The sequence below is a fragment of the Flavobacterium maritimum genome, from assembly GCF_040049085.1.
Taxonomy (GTDB): Bacteria; Bacteroidota; Bacteroidia; order Flavobacteriales; family Flavobacteriaceae; genus Flavobacterium; species Flavobacterium maritimum.
This window is the reverse complement of sequence record NZ_JBDLZY010000005.1, coordinates 443,418-466,135: the sequence shown is the minus strand read 5'-3', so window position 1 is coordinate 466,135 and position 22,718 is coordinate 443,418. Positions and strand designations below refer to the sequence as shown.

Sequence of the window (22,718 nt, the reverse complement as noted above, 5' to 3'; positions counted from 1 at the left end):
CAAAATTGATTTAATTACTCGTAACGGATCGCTCTGACTGGCGAAATCTTTGTTATTATATATGACGGAATTAATAAGACCAGGAAACAAACTACCACTGTGAGTAGATTTAGCAGCATTATATAACCTATATTGAAGTAAACCGGCGCCTCATTAACATAGTAATTCTCTGGATTAAGCTTAATCACCCCAAAATATTGTTGGACCAACAACAAGGAAACCCCGATTAGATTCCCCCAGAAGAGCCCTCTAACAATAAGATAAAATGCATTGTAGAGAAATATTTTTCTAACGGACCAATTGTTAGCCCCTAATGCCTTTAATATTCCGATCATTTGGGTTCGCTCCAATATCAGAACTAATAATGCGACTACCATATTTATAGTAGCAACCAATATCATCACTACTAATATGACTATAATATTAAAATCGAATAACTGAAGCCATTCGAATATGTAACTGTATTTATCTATAATCGTTTTGGTATCGAGTGTGGATGATGTTTGCTCATAAACTTCCTCCCCTTTATCTTTTATATTATCGAAATCGGAAACAAAAACTTCGAATGCACCAACTTCATTCGGACTCCACTTATTGATTCGTTGTATATGACGAATATCTCCTATAATATAGGTAGCATCAAATTCTTGAAAGCCGGAATTAAAAATACCCGCAATTTTGAACCTTCTAATATTTGGCAATTGATTTTGATCTTCTTTAATAAAAAACGTATTGAAAGAATCCCCAACTTTTAGATTCAGCCTATTCGCAAGAAATTGAGAAATCAGCACTTCGGAATTCACTGCTTGGGACAGATTTGGAAGTTTTCCAAAAACCAGATACTCTTTTATATTATCCCATTGGTAATCCTCCCCTACACCTTTAAAGATTATTCCTTCGAAAGCAGTTTCAGTTCTTATAATCCCAGCCTTGCTTGCGATTGCCTGAACATGACTTATTCCAGAAACTGAAGTAAACTTTGGATAAAAATCCTGATTTTTAGATATGGGAACTAATGTAACTTCTGATTGATTGTTGTCGTAATTAGAAATAATGACATGACCGTTGAAAGCCGAAACTTTCTCCCGGATTTTTTGTTGCAACCCTATTCCTGTCGCAACCGAGACAATCATCATGATCATTCCAATGGCGATTGCCGAAATTGCAATTTTTATAATTGGTGCAGATATACTACTTTTATAATCTTTAGCAGTAATGAGTCGTTTGGCTATGAAATATTCTAAATTCAAGTTGATTTATCTAATTTTGGATTTGCTACACTAGCGTCAAAAATACAGCTAAAACACGAATTACACTAATCAGCATTAATTTTATTCATAACTATTCATGTTTTCATTATTTAAAAAATCACTTATTGCTTTATTTTCAATACTACTGTTAGGTTCTTGCTCCAGTTTTTTGAACAGAAAAAAAGAAGCAAATAAAAATTCTATTTCTACATCAATGAATTCAAGTGAAGAACAATTAAAATTAGAAACTAAATTTACTACTAAAAGCAAAACAGGGGCCGATAATTACGAAACCTACTTACCCTTACTAATAGATAAAAAAGTCGGGATTGTAACCAATCAAACCAGCACCGTCCTAATTCCCGAAAGTAATATTGCTGAAACAAAAAAAACTCAAAAACATTTAGTCGATTTTTTATTAGAAAAAAACATACAAGTTCAAACCATTTTTGCGCCTGAACACGGATTTCGTGGTACAGCTGATGCTGGTGAATTAATAATTGATGGCAAAGATTCAAAAACTGGCTTGCCTATTATTTCACTTTACGGTGACAACAAAAAACCCAAACCAGAACAGATACAAGGGATTGACATAATGGTTTTTGACATACAAGATGTAGGTGCTCGATTTTACACCTATATATCTTCATTGCATTATGTGATGGAAGCTTGTGCCGAAAACAATATACCATTATTAATTCTGGACAGACCAAATCCGAACGGGGCTATTGTAGATGGGCCAATATTAGAAACTGCGTTTACAAGTTTTGTAGGAATGCACCCAATTCCAATTTTACACGGCATGACCATTGGGGAATATGCTCAGATGATAAATGGTGAAAAATGGTTAAAAGACAGCATTCAATGTAAGTTGATCGTTGCGCCTTGTGTTTATTATCACAGGAACATGTCGTACAGTTTACCCATGAGACCATCTCCAAATTTACCCAATGATCAAGCTATAAATCTATATCCCAGTTTATGTCTTTTCGAAGGCACTAATGTGAGTGTAGGCCGCGGAACTGAAAAACAATTTCAGATCTATGGTTCTCCCTATTTGCCGAAAAATGAATTTAGCTTCACTCCTATTCCTAATTTAGGCGCCAAAAACCCCCTTTACAATGGAATCGAATGTTTTGGTGAAGATTTGTCTGCACACTCGAAAGTTCATGAATTGGAATTAAAGTGGCTACTAAAAGCTTACCATTCTACCGAAGACAAAACCAAGTTCTTTATTCCGTTTTTTACAAAATTAGCCGGCACCAAAACACTTCAACAGCAAATAGAAGAAGGTCTCTCCGAAAAGAAGATACGAAAAAGCTGGAAAACAGGATTGGAACAGTTTAAAGAAATGCGAAAAAAGTATCTGCTTTATTAAAAAAGAATCCAAAAACAGAAGGAACAACTTATTTATAGAGGCATTTTCTTCTTCATTTCCTCTACAATATTATAAGCTGCAGGACAAATAGGGATATTTTTTAATGTGATATCTGAAATTTGTTGAAACTTCTTTCTATCTGTATGCGGAAATTCCCGACACGCTTTAGGACGAACATCATAAATAAAACAGGTATTATCATTATCCAAAAAAGTACAGGGTACACTCTGCAATACATAATCTTTATCTTCATCAATACGAAGATACTGTTCTATAAACTGCTGTGGTTTTTGTCGTAAATGTTTAGAAATACGCTCAATATCTGCAGATGTAAATAATGGACCTGTTGTTTTACAACAATTGGCACATTGCAGACAATCTGTTTTTTTGAATTCGGCATCATGCAATTCCTGCATAATGTAATCAATATTCTTTGGCGCCTTCTTTTTCAGCTTATCAAAATACTTTTTGTTTTCGATATGCTTATCTTTGGCAAGTTTCCCTATTTCGTTTAAAGCTGGTTTCAAGTTTAAAGTTTAAAGTTGAACCGCAAAAGTAAACTTTAAACTCTAAACATTATACAAAACGATGAAAGACCTTTTTGGAAAAGCCATATTCGATTACCAAACTAACAATTCTCCTGAGGATTTAATAACAGAGACCTCGATTTCTGAAGCTGATGAAATGTCTGTAGCCTACCTGTTTCGGTCTTACAACGAAATGCCAGAATTAGAACAAAAGGCATTACAATTAGCTAAAGGAAAAACACTGGACGTAGGTTGTGGCGCCGGAAGTCACAGCTTATACCTGCAAAACGAACGAAATATTGACGTAACATCAATCGATATTTCAGAAAACGCCGTTAAAGCCTGCACTCTTCGTGGTTTAAAAAACGTAAAAGTTCAAGATATACTAAAACTTGAAAATGAAAAATTCGATACCATCCTATTACTAATGAATGGGACAGGTATTTTTGGAACGCTAAAGGATACGACCAAATATTTACAAAAATTAAAAAGTTTGCTCAACCCAAACGGACAAATATTGATTGACTCATCGGATATCATATACATGTTCGACGATGATGAAGATGGAGGAAAATGGATTCCAAGTAACGGCTATTATGGCGAATTGACTTTTAAAATAACATATAAAAAACAAACAGAAGAAGAATTTCCTTGGCTGTATCTTGATTATAATACGTTCCAAAATGCGGCTTTCGCCAATGGATTACGATGTGAAATGATACTTGAGGGCGAGCATTATGATTATTTGGCAAAACTATCACTTTAGAAATTACCATTTCAACTAAAAAAACATATGGAAAATTCAGTATTAGAAAAATTACGTTACCCTATCGGAAAGTTTAAAACACCGGAAAAATATTCAAGCAGTTATCTGACTGATAAAATTGCAGAAATAGCTTCTTTCCCAGAAAGATTAAAAGCAGAGGTACTTCATTTAAGTGAAGAGCAGCTCGACACTCCCTATCGTCCAGAAGGATGGACAATCCGTCAAGTGATTCATCACTGCGCAGATAGCCACCTGAATTGTTTTATCAGAATCAAATGGGCATTGACAGAAGACAATCCGACTATAAAATTTTACCATGAAGACAGATGGGCTGAATTATTTGATAATTTAACTATGCCTATCCAACCTACCTTATCTTTCCTTGAAGGCCTTCACTTTCGTTTAGCTTATTTAATGAGTAGTTTATCTGAAGCGGATTTGAATAAATCCTTTATTCATCCTGAGCACAACACTGCATTTCAATTAAAAGAAATCATTGGAATGTATGCCTGGCATGGAAACCATCATTTGGCTCATATTACCGAATTGAAGAAAAGAAAAGAATGGCAATAAATCAATTCATCATCATCTTGACAACTATTTGGACATCGTAAAAACACAAAATAATCTAAAAGATTATTCTAATTAGCAAAACCATTTTAAAAAAACATCAGTTTACTGCGTTTAGGCTTTAAATTTAAAACCCCAAAAAAAAAATTTTTTTTTGGGGTTTTAAATTTCAATTCCTGATTGAAATAGGGAGTTCGTATTTGACTCTTACAGGTTTTCCATCATGCTGACCCGGTGTCCAAAGCGGACTTATAGACATGACTCTTTTTGCCTCGGCACCAGTTCCATCTCCTAAATCTTTTATTACTCTTATAGAACTTAAACTTCCATTTTTTTCGATTACAAAACTAACTTTTACAACTCCAGTTGGTCCATCATATTCGGGTAAATTAAAATTCTTTCCAATAAATGCCATTAATTGATTAAATCCCCCAGGAAATTCAGGTCTCACTTCAACAGTATCGTATTCAACGGGATCACTAATACCAGAATCATAATTTGTTTGCCCAAAACAAAACTGCAGTGTAAAAAAAGCAACCACTAAAAAAAGATTTTTTTTCATATAATTTACTGTAATAAAAAACTTAATAAAAGCAATTTGAATAGCTAATATTAACTATACATTGTAAATATATCAAAAAATCTAAGGTATATAAACATTTAAAATAATATTTTGGCACTAAAATTACCAATATCATTTATTTAAAAAACTGTAGTGCTTATTTTCAACGAGTTAATAAAAAAATCAGTTTAACCCAAAAATTTATTTAACAAATAATAAAAAAATTAAGGAATATTTAAATATTTATGGGTTTGGAGAGACACACGCCATTTTGGGTGATTCATAACGTAATCAACAATTAATGGGGTCATTTCTTCTTTCTTACTCCATTCAGGCTGAAGAAACAAAATCGCATTACTATTTACTTTCTCAGCTTGCTCTTCAGCAAAAATAAAGTCATGTTTATTATAAATGATGACTTTCAACTCATCTGCATTCTCATAAACTGTTTGTGTTGGCAATTTGTATTTCTTGGGAGAAAGGCAAATCCAGTCCCAAGTCCCTGAAAGTGGATAAGCTCCTGACGTTTCAATATGAACTTTTAAATTTTCTTCCTTTAACTTTTGTGTCAATAAAGTCATATCCCATGTCAAAGGTTCCCCTCCTGTAATTACAACAGTATCCGCATATTTTTTTGCATTATCAACAATCAAATTAATATTTGTTGGAGGGTGCAATTCTGCGTTCCAACTTTCCTTCACATCACACCAATGACAACCTACATCACATCCGCCAATCCTTATAAAGTATGCAGCTGTTCCAGTATGAAAGCCTTCCCCTTGAATTGTATAAAACTCTTCCATCAAAGGTAGCATAGCTCCTTTATTTACTTCTAATTGTATTTCTTTAGATAACATTTACTCGATTTAAACCGCAAAGATAGTTAATTACAAAATGCCCCTTGAAAATCAATAAACTTAATTAATAGATTCTCTAAATTATTCAATAATATCAAAAACAAAAAAAAACCGATAGTTTAATAACTATCGGTTTTTTTTTTATAATAAGTCTTAAATTACTTAAGTGTATTCAATGAAGCAGTAGCATATGCATTTGTTGGATCAATAACTAAAGTTTTATTGAAATACTCAATAGCTTTAGCTTTATCAGTATTAGCATAACTTGCACCAATAGTATTATAACTTTCCGTAATTTTTTTAATTACAGCTGGTTTCGCCATTTCTTCAGCTCCTTTTTCAGTAACACCTGCAACATAAGCTTCATAATACTTAATAGTCATAGGATCATTGTCAAGAATACTATTTACTCTTCCTCTAAAAAGATAAGCTTCATAATATGAAGGTGAAGCCACCAAAACTTTTCCGAAAGCTTCATCTGCCTTTTGCAAAGCAGCAGTATCAGGTTTTACATCTTTTTTATTGTTTGCATAATAAAGAGCCAAACCGTAATACACATTATCATCTAAATAATTTTTAGATTCCTGATTAAATGTCCCCAATTCAAATATAGCTGCTGATTCTTTATAAAGTTTTTGAGAGAAATATTTTTTTCCAATCTCATTCAAATCTTCAACCGCTAAAGGTTCCATCTCAATTGCTTTTTTGATATCTGCATAACCTGCCTCAAAAGCTGCAGGGTCAATTGATAACCCGTCTGCACTTGTTCCTTTTTTAATTTTAGCTAATCCTAAATACAAATAATCCTTAGCTATAACCTTATTACCAGGAGTAGTTGTAAAAGTCTCTAAAGACTTAAGAGCAACTTCAACGTTACCATTTTCATATGCAGCATATCCTAAATAACGAAAAATTCTTGGATTTACTTTATCAAGCTCAATCATTTTGTTCGCTTCCGCTTCAAGAGCAGCATAATCTTTTACAAGAATAAGAAAATCGGCTCTACGCATTCTAGAATGAATCGAATAATCTGTAAGCGACATGTATTTTTCAAAATACCCAATAGCCGTTTTCAAATTCTCTGAAGATTTTGAAGGCTTGTTTCTAGCAATTTTATAATACGTTTCAGCTAATTCTCTATAAACCGGACCGTAGTTAGGATTTAGCGCAATAACTTCATTATATGCTTTCAATGCTTCATCATACGATTTAGCTCCTTTTAATAAAACTCCCAATTGCATTTTAGCTCTTAGCATTGTATTATCAGCCTGATAAGCATTTCTATAAGCTATATAAGCTTCATTTTGCTTCCCATCCCCATAATACGCGTCCCCTAATGCTAACTGCACTTGAGCATCTTGTGGGTTACTAACCACCGCACGATTTAAAATTGCAATAGCACTTTTATAGTCAGGTTTAGAAACATTCATATATGCTCTTGCGATGTACACAAATTCTTGAACATCCTTTTTTCTCATATCCTTAGTGGCTAAAGCAAATTTAGCTTGTGCCCCAGCTAAATCACTTTTCTCCAAATCCATTTGACCTAAACCTATATAATTAAGTTTAGCCCCTTCAGTACCGGCTAACCCTTTATCAAAAGCAATTTTAGCCGAATCCGTAACACTTTGAGTAAGATACACATTCCCTAAAAGAAATGAAGCTGTTCCATTGGCTGGTTTAGCTTGGATAATAGATTTTAATATTGATTTTGCTTTTTCAAATTGCTCGGCATCAATTGCCGTTTTGGCTTGATTTATGTCTTGAGCATGGCTTAAAGAAACCGACGCAAAAAGAGCTATCCCAAAAATTTTAAATTTATTCATCTTTATTGTAATTAATTTATTTTTTTTCATTGTTGATTTCTTTTCTAATATTGAGTTTCCTTCCTGGTACTTTTACAGGCAACAAACCAGATTTTAGAACTATTCTTTGACCAATATCCCCAGCCACAAATGAAGCAAACCCCATTCCTAAACCAGAATAACCTTGACAATTGATAATATACAAATCACGTGCCAAAGCATATTTCCCTTCTGCGATATTATTTTGAGTTGGAGAATAAAAATTTACATCCTTAAGTCCTTTTACACTTAATATATTCACTTTATCCACAAATTCTTTCATAACTGGCGTCGGTTGCGATAACCAATTAACGCCAACTATTCCAATCATACCCTCATTTTCTGAAACAAACTTAATAACTTCATCATTAGTTTTAAACGAAAAAACACCTTCTTTGGGAATTGAACTAATACCAGCCAAAGTATTCATATAACGAACAGTACTTGAATTAGGATTATCAAAAACAAGCCCCTTGATATTAGCTTGAGACTTACCCTGCATATAATTTATTACATCCTGCAAAGCTACCAAGGTATCATTAGACTTTTTACTTGAAATAAAAGCAATAGCATCTATGGCAAACTTTGTCACTTTTGGAGTGATTTTTTTACTTTCAAACACTTTTAATTCATCAGTTGTCAATGTTCTTGCCAAAACTGCAATACTAGCTGTATCTTTTACAAAAGCCTGTATCACTTCATTTTCAGATTTTGCATCCAATTTAATCGTAGCCTCATAATTACTTTCAAAGACTTCGATTTGATCTTCTACAATTGGCTTCAATGTTTCATCAACCAAAATAGTTGTCGAACCCTTAAGTATAGTTTCTTTATTATTTTTAGGTTTATTCGATTGGTTACAAGCAAAAACCATGATTCCTAATACAACAAAATACGCAAGCTTGGCAAAATTTTTCATAGTCTAATCATTATTATCATTAATAATACGTACAAATCTAAAAAAAGAATATACAATAAGAACAACCCCAAAAGCAACTCTATACTCAAATTGCATTCGGATTGGAAAATTCTTCATAAAGATAATAAATAAACCTAAAACTAAATAAACTAGAAAAAACAAAATTCCTATAACGAGAAGAAATCGCCCTTTAAGCGATTTCTTCTGAAAACTATTAATTAAGTTTTTAATCATTATTCCGCAGATTGAATAGTAATAGGTAGAGAATAAAGCACCCTAACTTTCTTACCATTTTGTTCTCCAGGATTCCATTTTGGACATTTGTTCAAAACACGTATTGCCTCTTTTCCAGTACCGTAACCAATATCTCTAATTACTTTGATATCTGTTAATGAACCATCTTTTTCAACAACAAAAGTCACATACACTTTACCTTTCAAACCTTCTTCTTCAGGAGCTTGATAATTTTTACCTACATAAGAGTAAAATTTATCCATTCCTCCAGGAAATTCTGGTTTAACTTCAATTCCCGCAGTGTTGTAAATAGTATTATCCACTTCTTCTACAACAGCAGCAGTACCTGTACCTACAGGCTCAACTGTTAATTCTGCATCAGGATCACCTTTTATAGTTTCACTACCGATTTTTTTATCTTTAATCTCAGTGATTTTAGGTGGTTCTTCAGTAACTTCCTCTGCTTTTGCAACAACTGGCTTCACAAATTTTACTTGATCCACTTTTGGAGGTGGCGGAGGTGGTGGTGGAAGATTTTCCTTTGGTTTCTCTTTCTTAGGCGGCAATTTTATTGCAGTCAATTTAACATTTAATGCTTCATCATCTGCTGATGAATCAGGAAGTAAATTGGCAATCATAGGCGCACTTACAGTAAGAGCAAAAATCAAAGATCCTATTACAAGCGATCTCCACATCGTTCTGGGATTTGTTTTTCGTAACTCATAAGCTCCGTAAAGTTTGTTACGACCCTCAAATACGATATCAAGCCACTGCTTTTTATATATATCTAATTTCATTTTTAAATAATTATTAGGTTATTGAGTCATAAGATTGCTCTTATTTTCCTTCTAACAATTTTTGTTCTTCTGGTGTAAATTCATTAACAATTGCATAAGTATCTACTCCCACAATTGCCATTTCATCTAATATATCAACCAAGTTACGATAATTTGATTTCTTACTTGGTTTAATAATTACGATAACTCCATTTTTTGGCTTCCCTTTAGCTGCAGAATACTCTAGAACCAATTTCTTTCTAGAAATCAATTCTTTACGAATACCTTCTTTACCATAAGTAAAGTCTTTAGGAGCGCCTCCCGTAACAGGAGTCGCTAATAAACCTACATAACGTATCAGTTTATTATTATCTCCCATCAAAATAGTCATCGTACGATTTTCATCAACTTTAACGTCGGCAGTTTTATCTTTAGGATCTGCTTTATCTGGCAAAGCCAAATCCATGGATTGAGGTTTTGACAACGTAGTAGTAAGCATAAAGAATGTAATCAATAAGAATGCCAAATCCACCATGGCAGTTAAATCCACCTTTGAATTTTGTTTTTTACTTCTTACTTTTCCACCTTTGCCACCACCACCGTCGCCGGTATTTAATTCAGCCATTTTAGTGTATTTTTTTAATTAAAAATTCTTAGATCTTAAACCTGTAACTAAATTAAAGTTGTTGATTTTTTGATCTTGCAAAATATCCATAACTCTTTTAATTGCAGGATATTCTTCTCTAGCATCACCTTTGATGGCAATTTGCAATTCTTTATCGTTTAGCTCAATATTAGCTATTCGAGAATTTTGAATCCATTCCGCCAATTGATTGTTTAAAGAATCTTTTGGAATACCTGGTTGATTAGCTTTACTTCTATCAGCCGCTTTCATTGCAATGATACTTTTTAAACTCTCTACAGGAACACCAAAATCATCCATTAATGCAAATTTTGCTGATTCATCTTCTGTAAATTTAACTCCATATTTTTGACCCATCAGCTCAAGAGCTCTTTTACGAACTTCTCTCCCCTTCAAATCATAAAAGACTACCCCTTTACCTTTACCAACCGTAATAATTGCCAAATCAGATGTTGGCAACTTAGCACTGTTTGTCGATTGCGGCGTATCTACCGGCAATGCTTCAGGTACTTTAGCTGTTGCAGTCAAAATAAAGAAAGTAAGCAATAGAAAAGCTACATCACACATGGCGGTCATATCAATAGACGCAGCCTTTTTGGACATTTTTATTTTAGCCATTTATTGTTTTTTTTAATATTTATTAAATTCAATCGTACTTCTGAAGCACGATTAATCACTTAATAAATTATTATTAATTATTTTAAACTTCCTCTGTATCTTCTATAAGTATTTACAATTGCAGTACCAGCCTCATCAATAGAGTAAGTTAAAGTATCAATTTTTGAAGTAAATAAATTGTAAGTAACAATTGCTAAAGCAGAAGTAGAGATTCCTGTTGCAGTATTAATAAGTGCTTCAGAGATACCATTTGCAAGCATCGCTTGATCTGGAGTTCCTGAAGATGCCAATGCACCAAACGCTTTAATCATACCTGTTACTGTTCCTAACAATCCAGCAAGAGTTCCTAAAGAAACTAATGTAGAAAGAATAGTCATGTGTTTTTCTAACATTGGCATTTCTAATGAAGTAGCCTCTTCGATTTCTTTGTGAATCATTTCTGAAGCTTGCTCGCTATCAAAACCTTCTTTTTTCACGTCTTGGTATTTTACAAGAGCTGATTTTATTGCATTTGCAACAGAACCTTGTTGTTTGTCACAAGCATCAATTGCCTCATCAATATGACCACCATTAATACTTGTTTGTACTTTTTTCATAAAAGTATCTAAATTTCCTTTACCTGAAGCTTTTGAAATAACAAAATATCTTTCAAAAGAAAAAACAATAACCATTAATAAACAACCTAATAATATTGGTACAATTGGTCCTCCTTTATAAACCATTGCCAAATAATTTCCTGGTAGTGGATGACCTGTATTTACTCCTCCTTCAAAATTAGAGCCAGCTCCCATAATAAAATTCCATATTACCCATCCTACGAAAATACATAATGCGATGATGATTCCTGAAATCATTCCTCCTCCATTTGAACTGCTTTCTTTTTTAACTTTAACGTTTGCCATTTTTTTTAATTTTAATAGTTTTAAATAATTTTATTTTATGTTTAAATAAACTTGTAGTGGAGCAAATTTATATTTTTAGTTCAAATAAAAAAACTTTTTTTAATTTTAATTATAGTTAATTTTAATGCAAAAAAAAAAGACGTTTTTTAACTTTCTAAATTTTACTTCAAAAAACTCAGGTAAATCCATTATTTAATGTAAAAAAAACACTTTTTTTTTAAATATTAAAACAATTACTCAAGAAAACCAAGATAAACCATTAAGATAATTTTTTTTTACTATTTACAACAAATAAGCATAAAACTTACGGTTATTACATAAAATAACTAGTATGAAAGAATAATAGTAACTTGCAGATGATTTAAATTCAAATTATTATGAATAAAAAAGAGGACTTTATACGACACGTTAACGAGGGCTATTTTTCTAAAGGGGAAAGTCTAATTTTAGGGGGAGCCATGCTTGATGGCGAGGCATTAGCAGATGCGCATGTAAAAATTCCACTTAAGACTCTAAATCGTCATGGCTTAATTGCTGGAGCCACCGGAACCGGAAAAACAAAAACCATACAAGTACTTTCAGAACAATTGTCATCCTTTGGAATACCAGTTCTAATGATGGACATAAAGGGTGATTTTAGTGGTATTGCAAAAGAAGGAGAAGAAAAGTCTTTTATAACAGAGCGTCATGCTAAAATAAACATTCCTTATAAAACATCCAGTTTCCCTGTTGAACTATTGACATTATCCGAACAAAGCGGAGTACGTCTTCGAGCAACAATTTCAGAATTTGGTCCTGTATTGTTTTCCCGAATTTTAAATCTGAATGACACCCAGGCCGGAGTAGTTTCGGTTATCTTCAAATACTGCGATGATCATAAAATCCCATTATTGGACATTAAAGACATTAAAAAGGCAATCAACTTCATCACCGAAGAAGGAAAGGACGAAATAACAGAAGAATACGGAAAAATTTCTACTTCAACTACCGGCACTATTCTGAGAAAAATTATTGAATTGGAACAACAGGGTGCTGACTTGTTTTTTGGAGAAATGTCTTTCGACGTTAATGATTTAATGCGTATCGACGAGAATGGCAAAGGATATATCAATATCATCCGTTTAACCGACATACAAGACAAGCCAAAATTATTCTCTACATTCATGCTTAGTTTACTGGCTGAAATTTACCAACAAATGCCTGAAAAAGGAGATGCTGACCAACTCGAATTGGTTATTTTTATAGACGAAGCTCATTTGATTTTTAACGAAGCCAGTAAAGCTTTATTAGAACAAATAGAGACAATCGTAAAACTAATTCGTTCCAAAGGGATTGGCGTTTATTTTATCACTCAAAACCCTATGGATATTCCAAGTGGCGTATTGGCACAATTGGGTTTAAAAATACAACATGCCTTAAGAGCCTTTACTGCCAATGACAGACAAGCCATCAAGCAAACAGCTGACAACTACCCCACTACAATATACTACAAGACCGATGAAGTTTTGACCAGTCTTGGTATAGGTGAAGCTTTTGTAACTGCCTTGAATGAAAAAGGAATCCCAACACCACTTGTAGCCACAATGATGCGGGCACCTATGAGCAGAATGGATGTTTTGACCGAAAGTGAAATTCATGAAATCAATTCCAAATCAAAACTGGTAAAAAAATACAGTGAACTTATTGATCGGGAAAGCGCTTACGAAATGCTAAATAAAAAAATTTCCGCCGAAGCTCAACAAGCCCAGGAAGCAGAAGAACAAGTTAGAAAGGAAAAAGAAGAACAAAAACCTTCTGAGATCACAGGAACAGTAACAAAATCAGTACTCAAAGTTCTTACAAGCGCCACCTTTATTCGTGGTGCATTTGGCATTCTGTCAAAAATATTGAAAAAATAATTTTCAGAAATTAAAAAACCCTTTCGCTGTTTCAAACGATGAAAGGGTTTTTCTATTATTGTTCCAAGAGTTCCAAAATCTTATTTTCTACTTCTTTACTATCCCAAATTTTCTCGATGTTCTCCATCTTCAAAACCTGCTCCATAATTTCATTTTGAAAATCTCCAATAGCTAACGCTTCTGCGTAAGGACGGTCACTGAAAGTAACCCGACTGTAAAGCGGAATCCATTTTTCAGGATATTTATCAGAGAACGATTTTTCGATTTTCTTTTGCAAGAGAAATTTTTCATCGGCAGTTTTAGTACTCATTTCCATAAAATTGCGATACGAAAGTTCTGCAATTGCATCAGCATTCGGCTTACGCGACTTTTGATATTCGGAAAAAATGCTTTTCCAGTCATCACCATATTTTTGAATCATTTCATTAAGAACTGAAATATCTTCAAAACCGGCGTTCATACCTTGTCCATAAAACGGCACAATTGCGTGACAAGCATCCCCTATTAAAGCTATTTTGTCCTCATAAGTCCAAGGAAAACATTTCATGGTAACCAAGGTACTGGTTGGATTTTTAAAGAAATCTTCCGCTAATTTTGGAATAACATCAATCGAATCGGGAAAATTTTTCTCAAAGAATTCCTCAACCAATTTTCGGTCTGTCAAAGAAGCAAATGAATTTTCTCCCTCAAAAGGCATAAACAACGTACATGTAAAACTACCATCCAAATTAGGTAAAGCAATCAACATATATTCCCCTCGGGGCCAGATATGAAATGAATTTTTATCTAATTTATGTGAGCCATTCGGATTCGCTGGTATATTTAGTTCCTTGTAACCAATAGTCAAAAATTCTTGTGAATAATTAAACATGCTTTGACGTTGCATCCGATGGCGAATTCTTGAAAAGGCACCATCTGCACCAAAAACTATATCATATTTCTTCTCTTCCCAGGCACCTCTTTCGGTTTCCCCAATATGCAAAGTAGCTTCATCCAGAGTTACGTCCCAAATTTTATGCTCAAAAAAGAATTCTGCACCAGCAGCTTCTGCCAAATCAATCATTTTCCTGTTCAGAGTCCCTCTAGAAATTGAATAAATACTCTCCCCTTCCTGGCCATAATTCTGAAAATTAAGCTTATCCACAAGATGAATCGCTCTTTTATCCATTGGAATTGCAATCTCTCTTACCGCATCACCAACCCCTACTCCATCTAAAGCTTTCCAACCTCTGTTAGACATAGCTAAATTAATTGACCGTCCAGAAAACTGAATTTGACGAATATCCGGACTTCTGTCATAGACATGAACAATGTGACCCGCTTTACGTAAATAAATAGCAAGCAAAGAGCCTACTAATCCAGAACCTACAACAGCAATTTTTTGAGGATTTTGCATTAAATTTTTATAAAAAAGTTAGGCAAAATTACTGATTTATTATTTTAGGGGCTTTAAAAACAATCACTTTTTCTGTGGAATAAAAACCAATTTTGTTGAAGATCTAACAATTTCTTCCTTATTCAATTTCATTTTTCTGAACTTTCCTGAATTGTAAAGAGACGCCTGATCATTGTAATGCTTACTCATAGGATTCCCCGATTGACCTGTTGGTAAAACACTCCAACTGTTTTCAATATCCGAAAAATCAATAATTCTTCGTGTAGAAGGACCTCCTTTTACCGCATAATTCCCATCCTCAACAAAATCAAAAAATAAATTATTAATAACCTCTGTTGAACCTGAAACTTCAAATGGTCCTACATTAAAAAATGGTCTCAAAACCGCCACTTTCCCCAATGGATGCTGGTGTTCTACCGTATGTACTTTATTCCAGGTCCAAGAAGAGATAGAACTTCCCAATTGTTTTTCCAAGGCATTAATTGATTCTTTAAACGATTGAGACAGAATTTGGCCTCTGGTTTCCTTCAGTTTTTTAGTTTTAATATTATCCCACCAGAGAGACTCTTCATTCTCAATTTGTTTTGCAATAATTTGCTTCATCAGATGTGTCCCTAAAAATTGCTTAAAATTGGCTGTTCCCAACTCATCTTCAAAAGTATTTTTCAAATACAAATAAATCCATTTGTTGTAAATTGTTGGCGCAACATCCTCCAAATCGTTAGATCCTTTCCAAGCTTTCAAAACAGCAATGGCTTCTTTTTCGTTTTTAGAAAGCGTCTTATAATTCACCTCAGAAATTAACTTCTTAACCACATCAGGAGCTACAGACGAAGTATTATCAAAAATCATCTTGCTTACCGCTTCTTTATCCCAATTGGATTTTGGTTGCAATAATTGCGTGATTCTCTTAGCGCGGTCTTCAGGAAGGTAATAACCAGGATACAAAAAACCATCAATAGGTTCCGGTTGATTATTAGCCGAATACACAAAATTCCAATCTGGATTTACCGCAGAAGGATTCTTTGAAAAATCAAAATATTCAGCAATATCATCTTCACCGTTGGCACCATCCAAAATAAAGTTAGGATTTACTCCCGCTTTATGTTTGTACAATTTTCCTGTTGCCCACCAAGCCACATTTCCTTTCGCATCACCATACATTACATTCAGTCCCGGCGCAGCAATCAAAGCAACCCCATTCTGGAAATCCTCCTTGTTTTTAGCATGAGAAATTGTGTACACAGCATCCAGAATACGTATAGGCTGTTGCGTATAAATCCAAGACAGAGCAACTGGTTTGTCTTTATTTAAACCATCAATCAAATCATTCATAATGGGTCCATGACGACTCACTTTCAGATTTAAAACCACATCTGAAGTATCTTTTACTTTTATCGTTTTTTGACTAATTTTATAATTACTAAAACCAGTTGGAGTTTTGTATTTATTTCCATCGTCTGGATTATTTTCCTCCTGATACAAATCAATATCATCATTTTCGAACATGGTCAAACCGTAAGCATACTCACGGTTATGCCCTAACAAAGGAAATGGTGTTCCGGCTAAATAACAGCCGTATAATTCAAAATCCGGGGTTACCAAATGTGCTTCATACCAAGTTCCTGGTTGCGAAAAGCCAATATGAGGATCATTTGCAAAAATAACTTTTCCATTCTTGGTTTTTTCAGGAGCAATAACCCAACTGTTACTTCCCACAAATGGCGGAATTGGTGATTGATCCAATAACGAAGCAATGGACTTGGATATCGCTATATATTCCTGCGGTTTTGCAGCAGCATTTTTAATTCGGGTAGTATTGAAAGAACCATCAACTCCAAAATTCCTTAGATACTCCATGCCATATTTATTACGAATATCTGTTAATAATGGATCTGATTTTTGAGCCATAGCAAAACTAAAAGACATGTACCCAAAAATATTATAAACGTCTTTAATGGTAAACTTTTCTTTTTTTACGCCAATTATCTGAAACTCAACTGGCGTTTTTCCTTCTTCTATATATTGATTAATACCATCTAAATAGGCCATCGTCAATTGGTAGCTTGGACTGTTTTTATCCAAAGCTGCGATTGCTTTTGCCGAAGCTTCTTCAATTCCTAATCCTGCGAAAAATTTATCGTTTTTCAAGGCAACCGAACCAAAAATTTCTGATAATCGTCCTGGTGCAATTCGACGCATCAATTCCATTTGCCAAAGTCTGTCTTGCGCATGAACATACCCCAAAGCTTCCATCGCATCTTTGGGATTATCGGCATAGATGTGAGGCACTCCAAATTCATCAAAATAAACAGTTGTTTCTTTATGAATATTTTCAAGTTGCACTTCACCTTCGTATTTTGGTTTTAAATAAAAACCATACACCAGTAAAAACAGAATAAATAAAGCTACAATTGAAAGCAGGACAAAGAGTACTTTTTTAATTTTTTTCATTTTGATTACATTTTGGTTAACAAATATATATGATTTGTAGATTATTTTAGTGTATCTGTTTTTTTACTAAACCAAATCGTTTTTTCATCAAAAATAGCTCATGATATTTATCAGGTTTTAAATGAATGCTTTTTATAATCTTTGCATCATATTAAAAAAGAATTCATTTCCATGACAACAAACACACAACCAATACATACGTTCCACATTCCGGTTATGGGATTGGCGTATACGATAGATAGCCCGATTCGCGTGGCTAAATATGGCATTTCTTCTGTGATATCGATTGCCGATGATGAATTGATAGAAAAAATGAATGCTTTTTATCATGAAAAATTTGATCTTCCTTACCAAGAAATAACACAAAAAATGCATGATTATCGTGCAGAACGTATTACTTCCTATTTAAATTTGGTTGACAAAATCGTAAAAGAAAAATTCGAAAGCTTCAAAACAGAACTAGCAGAGAGCAAATTGGCCTTGGATAATTACATTGCCATGTTGCCAAACAAATCCGAAATAAAAAAAGGATTGCAAAATTTGATGGAAGACGGAATTGCTTTTAAGGACAATATCAAGAATTATTTGGAGAGTCATTTAGCTCCTGGCGATATCGATGTAAATATCATGACTAAACTGGATAAGGACAATTTCAATAAAAAAGAACAATTACCGGTTGCTTTTAATGATGCCCACGCAGCACTTCGCGGTTTTGCAAATAGCACATTGGAATCTTCTGTTGTTCTTTCGGCAGGAATGAATCCTAGATTGTACAGCTATTTCGAAAACTTTCCAGTATTTTTCCCAGATGCTAACAATAGACTTCAAAAGAAAATAACCTTAAAAGTAAGCGATTTCCGTTCAGCGATGATTCAAGGGAATTTCTTAGCCAAAAAAGGTCTTTGGGTTTCTGAATACCGAATCGAATCCGGACTAAATTGTGGCGGACATGCTTTCGCTACCGATGGTTTTTTATTAGGTCCAATTTTAGAAGAATTCAAACAGAAAAAAGACCAATTGATTCAATCAGCACATGATTTGATGGTAAAAGCGCTTGGACAAAAAGAATTGCCTACGCCAGAAAACCCTTTAGATTTAAAAATAACTGTACAAGGTGGCGTTGGAACTTCAGAAGAGCATACTTTTTTATTAGACGAATATAAAGTCGATTCTGTGGGATGGGGATCTCCTTTTTTATTAGTTCCTGAAGCTACTTCTGTTGATAATGCCACTCGAAAATTATTGGCAAAAGCCAAAGAAGAAGATTTGTATTTAAGTCATATTTCACCATTAGGTGTTCCTTTTAACACGTTGAGAGGTACCACAAATGAAATCATGAAACAAAAAAGGATTCAGGAAAACAAAGCCGGAAGTTCTTGTCCAAAGAAATTTCTAGCCTTGAACAAAGATGCTGAAGGAAACGCCATTTGTACCGCTTCAAAAAAATATCAAGATGGAAAACTTCAAGAATTAGAAGATAAAAAAGACAGTGTTTCTGCAGAAACTTACATTAAAATAAAAGACAGTATTACTGAAAAATCATGTCTTTGTGTAGGTTTGGCTAATGCATCTTATTTAGAAAACGACATTAAAATAAAAGGACAGGCACAAGGAGTTGTTATTTGTCCAGGTCCAAATATGGCTTATTTTGACCAAGAAGTTTCACTTTCAAAAATGGTACAACATATTTATGGCAATGATTCTGTACTACGAGTGACCGACCGTCCAAATATGTTCGTAAAAGAACTGAAAATGTACATGGACTATTTCAAGAATGAAATAAAAGAAGTGGCAGAGGAGATTACAACTCCTCAAATGAAAAAGTTACAAGCTTTCAAAAACAATATGCTGGAAGGAATTGAATATTATCAAAATTTATTTTCATCTACACATTTCTTTGAAAACGGTCTAAAAGAAATTCAAAGACAACTTGACAATTATAAAACAGAACTGACAGCTATTGAACTTCCAAAACTAGAATTGGCGTGAAATAATTAAAAAAAAGTCAATCATTTTACAATTAAAATCATGATTGACATCCGATTTGGTAAACGAAAAAATATGGCGAAACTTAACAGACTTAATTCGTAATGATACTGGTAAAATCTGAGATATTAAGTGCTATTAAGGAGAATACAAAAATTTTGAATTAGTCTTTGCTTAAAACTATATTTTGTCGTTCACCACTATATATTGTGTGAATTAGTAAAGTAAAAGTCGACTTGAAATATTTTTTCAAGCCGACTTTTATGATTCTTTAAACATTATTTTTTTTAAGTTGTTTTTTCTAAAATTCCACGTTTCAGGATTTGTCCAAAATTATACATATCCTCAAAAGAACAATACAAAGGAACGGGAGCCAAACGGATAACGTTCGGTTCACGCCAATCTGTAATCACTCCGTTTTTCATTAAATAATCAAACAAACTACGACCTTCTCCATGAAGAAAAACTGATAATTGCGAAGCTCTTTCAGCAGGGTTTGAAGGCGTAATAATCTCAAAAGTACTGGTGACTTGTTTGTCTATTTCATGAAGTATAAATTCTAAATAAGCCGTGATTTTATCTCTTTTTTGAATTAAAGTTTCCATTCCGATTTCATCAAAGAGTTCTACAGAAGCTAAATATGGCGCTAAAGAAAGGACCGGTAAATTACTTATTTGCCATCCATCAGCACCATGAATCGGATCGAATGTAGGTTCCATTTTAAAACGACGCTCTTTGTTATGTCCCCACCAACCGGCAAATCTTGGAAGATCCGAATTATTATGATGCTTTTCATGAACGAAACAGCCCGAAGCATTTCCTGGTCCGGAATTCATGTATTTGTAACTACACCAAGCCGCAAAATCAACATTCCAATCATGCAGTTCTAGTTTGATGTTTCCTGCAGCATGCGCTAAATCCCAACCTACATAAGCACCCATTTTATGGCCTGCTTCGGTTATGGTTTTGATATCAAAAACCTGTCCTGTGTAATAGTTGACTCCTCCTATTAAAACCAATGCCAACTCGTCTCCCACTTCCGCAATTTTCGCCAAAACATCCTCCAGGCGAATGTTGTGCTCGCCTTCTCTGCGTTTGATTTCGACAATAGCATCTTCTGGTTTATATCCATGAAAACGAACCTGACTTTGAAACATATACTGATCCGAAGGAAAGGCTTTCTCTTCACAAATGATTTTGTATCTTGTCTTAGTTGGTCGATAAAAAGATACCATCAATAAATGAAGGTTTACTGTCAAGGTATTCATTACAGTAACCTCAGTTGGCAAGGCACCCACAATTTTACTCAATGGATTTGCAAAGCGTTCATGGTAATCCCACCAAGGCTTTTCGGCATAAAAATGACCTTCTACAGCAAGATCTGCCCAGTCATTCATAACCTCATCAACATAGGCTTTGGTTCGTTTGGGTTGCAGTCCTAATGAATTTCCTGTAAAATAAATTACTTTTTCTCCGTTGACTTGTGGAAAAATAAATTCACTCTGATATTTATGTAATGGATCTTGTGCATCGAGTTCCTGCGCAAATTTAAGTGTATTTTCGAAATTCATTGTTTGGATTTTGTATGGCAAAAATAGCAAAAAGCAATTACTGGTCATGACCTGCCCGCAAATTATTTATTTTTTTGCAAAGAAACTGCTTTTTTTAATGAGAAAAACGCAACAACAACCTCCTTGGAATTAGAAACGTTTTGAATATCGCAACGGTCTGCGTGAGGGATAGAAGTGAAAAGCCCACAGTTGCGCTAAGTTGCAAACTTCGCGGAACGAGGACTTGTAACGGATAGCCCGACCCTTGTGGTCACGCCCTAAATCAAAAAACCATTTGGTAAAAAAATTTTTGATTTTATTTTAAAACCATATAAATATGTAAGTTCATTTAAGTTGGAGTATTCTAAATCTATCTATAACATTGTACCTTTTGGAAGAAATTTAAGCAAAAAAAATCTCGCCATTGCTGACGAGATTCTGAATTAACTTTTTATACTTTTTTAGATGATTAACATCGCATCACCGTAAGAATAGAATTTGTACCCTTCTTTGATAGCTTCTTCGTATGCTTTTTTCATTAAATCATGCCCACAAAATGCAGAAATCATCATTAATAAGGTTGATTTTGGTGTATGGAAATTGGTAATCATACAATTTGCAACGCTGAAATCATGAGGAGGAAAAATAAATTTATTTGTCCAACCGTCAAAAGGATTCAATGTGTTTTGTGAAGAAACTGAACTTTCTATAGCACGCATAGAAGTAGTTCCTACAGCACAAATACGTTTCTTTTTCTGTTTTGCTTCATTAACGATATCACAGGCTTCTTGAGTAATTTTTAACTCCTCTGAATCCATTTTGTGTTTTGATAAATCTTCAACCTCAACAGGATTGAAAGTTCCTAAACCAACGTGAAGGGTTACTTCAGCAAATTTAATTCCTTTGATTTCCAGTTTTTTCAACAAATGTTTAGAGAAGTGCAATCCTGCAGTTGGCGCTGCTACAGCTCCTTCTTCTTTAGCATAAATTGTTTGGTAACGCTCGGCATCTTCAGGAGTTACGTCTCTACTGATGTATTTTGGGATTGGTGTTTCCCCAAGTTCAGTCAACTTATTTCTGAACTCTTCATAAGAACCGTCATAAAGGAAACGCAATGTTCTTCCACGGGAAGTTGTGTTATCAATTACCTCGGCCACTAATGAGTCGTCATCACCAAAATATAATTTATTACCAATTCTAATTTTACGGGCTGGATCTACTAATACATCCCAAAGTCTTTGTTCGGCATTTAATTCTCTTAGTAAAAAAACCTCGATTCTTGCTCCTGTCTTTTCTTTGTTTCCATACAAACGAGCTGGAAAAACTTTAGTATTATTCAGAATTAAAACATCACCATCATCAAAATAATTGATAATATCCTTGAACATTTTATGCTCAATGGTTTGTTTCTTACGGTCTATAACCATCAAACGAGATTCATCTCTGTTTTCAGCTGGAAATTCTGCAAGAAGTTCTTTCGGTAAATTGAATTGAAAGTGTGATAATTTCATGTAGTCTATTTATTTAGGTTGCAAATATACGATTGTGAGATAGGCGTTGTCAAGTGTTTTGCTGTTTATTTTCAAAA

Annotated in this window: 19 protein-coding genes; 5 read left to right on the top strand and 14 right to left on the bottom strand. The window is 33.9% G+C overall.

The window, feature by feature from the left end:
- Positions 1-14: 14 nt before the first annotated feature.
- Positions 15-1,250 (bottom strand): ABC transporter permease, encoded by a 1,236-nt coding sequence (locus ABEB23_RS13275; RefSeq protein ID WP_348813088.1) that lies wholly within the window; start codon positions 1,248-1,250, stop codon positions 15-17.
- 97 nt (positions 1,251-1,347) lie between these two features.
- On the opposite strand from ABEB23_RS13275, the gene ABEB23_RS13270 reads away from it, so the two are divergent.
- Complete coding sequence (locus ABEB23_RS13270) at positions 1,348-2,628, top strand: exo-beta-N-acetylmuramidase NamZ family protein (RefSeq protein WP_348813087.1); 1,281 nt, start codon at positions 1,348-1,350, stop codon at positions 2,626-2,628.
- Positions 2,629-2,660: 32 nt separating this feature from the next.
- Here ABEB23_RS13270 and ABEB23_RS13265 read toward each other — a convergent pair whose 3' ends face one another.
- Positions 2,661-3,155, bottom strand: a complete 495-nt coding sequence (locus tag ABEB23_RS13265) for a YkgJ family cysteine cluster protein (RefSeq protein ID WP_348813086.1) — start codon at positions 3,153-3,155, stop codon at positions 2,661-2,663.
- Between the two features lie 61 nt (positions 3,156-3,216).
- Here ABEB23_RS13265 and ABEB23_RS13260 point away from each other — a divergent pair, with 61 nt between their 5' ends.
- Both ABEB23_RS13260 and ABEB23_RS13255 read left to right on the top strand, forming a co-directional pair.
- Positions 3,217-3,921, top strand: a complete 705-nt coding sequence (locus ABEB23_RS13260; RefSeq protein WP_348813085.1) for a class I SAM-dependent methyltransferase — start codon at positions 3,217-3,219, stop codon at positions 3,919-3,921.
- Positions 3,922-3,948: 27 nt separating this feature from the next.
- Complete coding sequence (locus ABEB23_RS13255; protein ID WP_348813084.1) at positions 3,949-4,494, top strand: YfiT family bacillithiol transferase; 546 nt, start codon at positions 3,949-3,951, stop codon at positions 4,492-4,494.
- Between the two features lie 166 nt (positions 4,495-4,660).
- On the opposite strand, the gene ABEB23_RS13250 is transcribed toward ABEB23_RS13255, so the two are convergent.
- The 8 genes from ABEB23_RS13250 to ABEB23_RS13215 form a co-directional block, all read right to left on the bottom strand.
- Positions 4,661-5,053: an energy transducer TonB gene (locus ABEB23_RS13250; protein WP_348813083.1), complete on the bottom strand. Its 393-nt coding sequence runs from the start codon at positions 5,051-5,053 to the stop codon at positions 4,661-4,663.
- Positions 5,054-5,277: 224 nt separating this feature from the next.
- The gene (locus ABEB23_RS13245) at positions 5,278-5,910 is read right to left on the bottom strand and encodes a 7-carboxy-7-deazaguanine synthase QueE (protein WP_348813082.1); all 633 of its coding nucleotides are present in this window, start codon (positions 5,908-5,910) and stop codon (positions 5,278-5,280) included.
- Positions 5,911-6,068: 158 nt separating this feature from the next.
- On the bottom strand, positions 6,069-7,736 hold the full coding sequence (locus tag ABEB23_RS13240) for a tetratricopeptide repeat protein (RefSeq protein ID WP_348813081.1): 1,668 nt from the start codon (positions 7,734-7,736) through the stop codon (positions 6,069-6,071).
- 16 nt (positions 7,737-7,752) lie between these two features.
- Entirely contained in the window at positions 7,753-8,673 is a 921-nt protein-coding gene (locus ABEB23_RS13235) for a PstS family phosphate ABC transporter substrate-binding protein (protein WP_348813080.1), read from the bottom strand.
- A 233-nt stretch (positions 8,674-8,906) separates the two neighbouring features.
- A complete protein-coding gene (locus tag ABEB23_RS13230; RefSeq protein WP_348813079.1) occupies positions 8,907-9,704 on the bottom strand; it encodes an energy transducer TonB in 798 nt (265 codons plus the stop codon).
- Positions 9,705-9,744: 40 nt separating this feature from the next.
- On the bottom strand, positions 9,745-10,308 hold the full coding sequence (locus ABEB23_RS13225; protein ID WP_348813078.1) for an ExbD/TolR family protein: 564 nt from the start codon (positions 10,306-10,308) through the stop codon (positions 9,745-9,747).
- Between the two features lie 18 nt (positions 10,309-10,326).
- Positions 10,327-10,944 carry a biopolymer transporter ExbD gene (locus ABEB23_RS13220; RefSeq protein ID WP_348813077.1) on the bottom strand — a complete coding sequence of 206 codons (618 nt, stop codon included), beginning with the start codon at positions 10,942-10,944 and terminating at the stop codon, positions 10,327-10,329.
- Positions 10,945-11,021: 77 nt separating this feature from the next.
- Positions 11,022-11,846, bottom strand: coding sequence for a MotA/TolQ/ExbB proton channel family protein (locus tag ABEB23_RS13215; RefSeq protein WP_348813076.1), 825 nt, complete (start codon positions 11,844-11,846; stop codon positions 11,022-11,024).
- 377 nt (positions 11,847-12,223) lie between these two features.
- Here ABEB23_RS13215 and ABEB23_RS13210 point away from each other — a divergent pair, with 377 nt between their 5' ends.
- Entirely contained in the window at positions 12,224-13,744 is a 1,521-nt protein-coding gene (locus ABEB23_RS13210; RefSeq protein WP_348813075.1) for a helicase HerA-like domain-containing protein, read from the top strand.
- Between the two features lie 55 nt (positions 13,745-13,799).
- Here the strand turns inward: ABEB23_RS13210 and ABEB23_RS13205 are convergent, their stop codons facing one another.
- Together ABEB23_RS13205 and ABEB23_RS13200 are read right to left on the bottom strand one after the other, a co-directional pair.
- Entirely contained in the window at positions 13,800-15,140 is a 1,341-nt protein-coding gene (locus ABEB23_RS13205; protein WP_348813074.1) for an FAD-dependent oxidoreductase, read from the bottom strand.
- A 63-nt stretch (positions 15,141-15,203) separates the two neighbouring features.
- Entirely contained in the window at positions 15,204-17,594 is a 2,391-nt protein-coding gene (locus ABEB23_RS13200; RefSeq protein ID WP_348813073.1) for a penicillin acylase family protein, read from the bottom strand.
- Positions 17,595-17,765: 171 nt separating this feature from the next.
- On the opposite strand from ABEB23_RS13200, the gene ABEB23_RS13195 reads away from it, so the two are divergent.
- A complete protein-coding gene (locus tag ABEB23_RS13195; RefSeq protein WP_348813072.1) occupies positions 17,766-19,583 on the top strand; it encodes a hypothetical protein in 1,818 nt (605 codons plus the stop codon).
- Positions 19,584-19,867: 284 nt separating this feature from the next.
- Here the strand turns inward: ABEB23_RS13195 and kynU are convergent, their stop codons facing one another.
- Together kynU and queA are read right to left on the bottom strand one after the other, a co-directional pair.
- A complete protein-coding gene (kynU, locus tag ABEB23_RS13190; protein WP_348813071.1) occupies positions 19,868-21,151 on the bottom strand; it encodes a kynureninase in 1,284 nt (427 codons plus the stop codon).
- A gap of 440 nt (positions 21,152-21,591) precedes the next feature.
- A complete protein-coding gene (gene queA, locus ABEB23_RS13185; RefSeq protein ID WP_348813070.1) occupies positions 21,592-22,641 on the bottom strand; it encodes a tRNA preQ1(34) S-adenosylmethionine ribosyltransferase-isomerase QueA in 1,050 nt (349 codons plus the stop codon).
- Positions 22,642-22,718 lie beyond the last annotated feature (77 nt).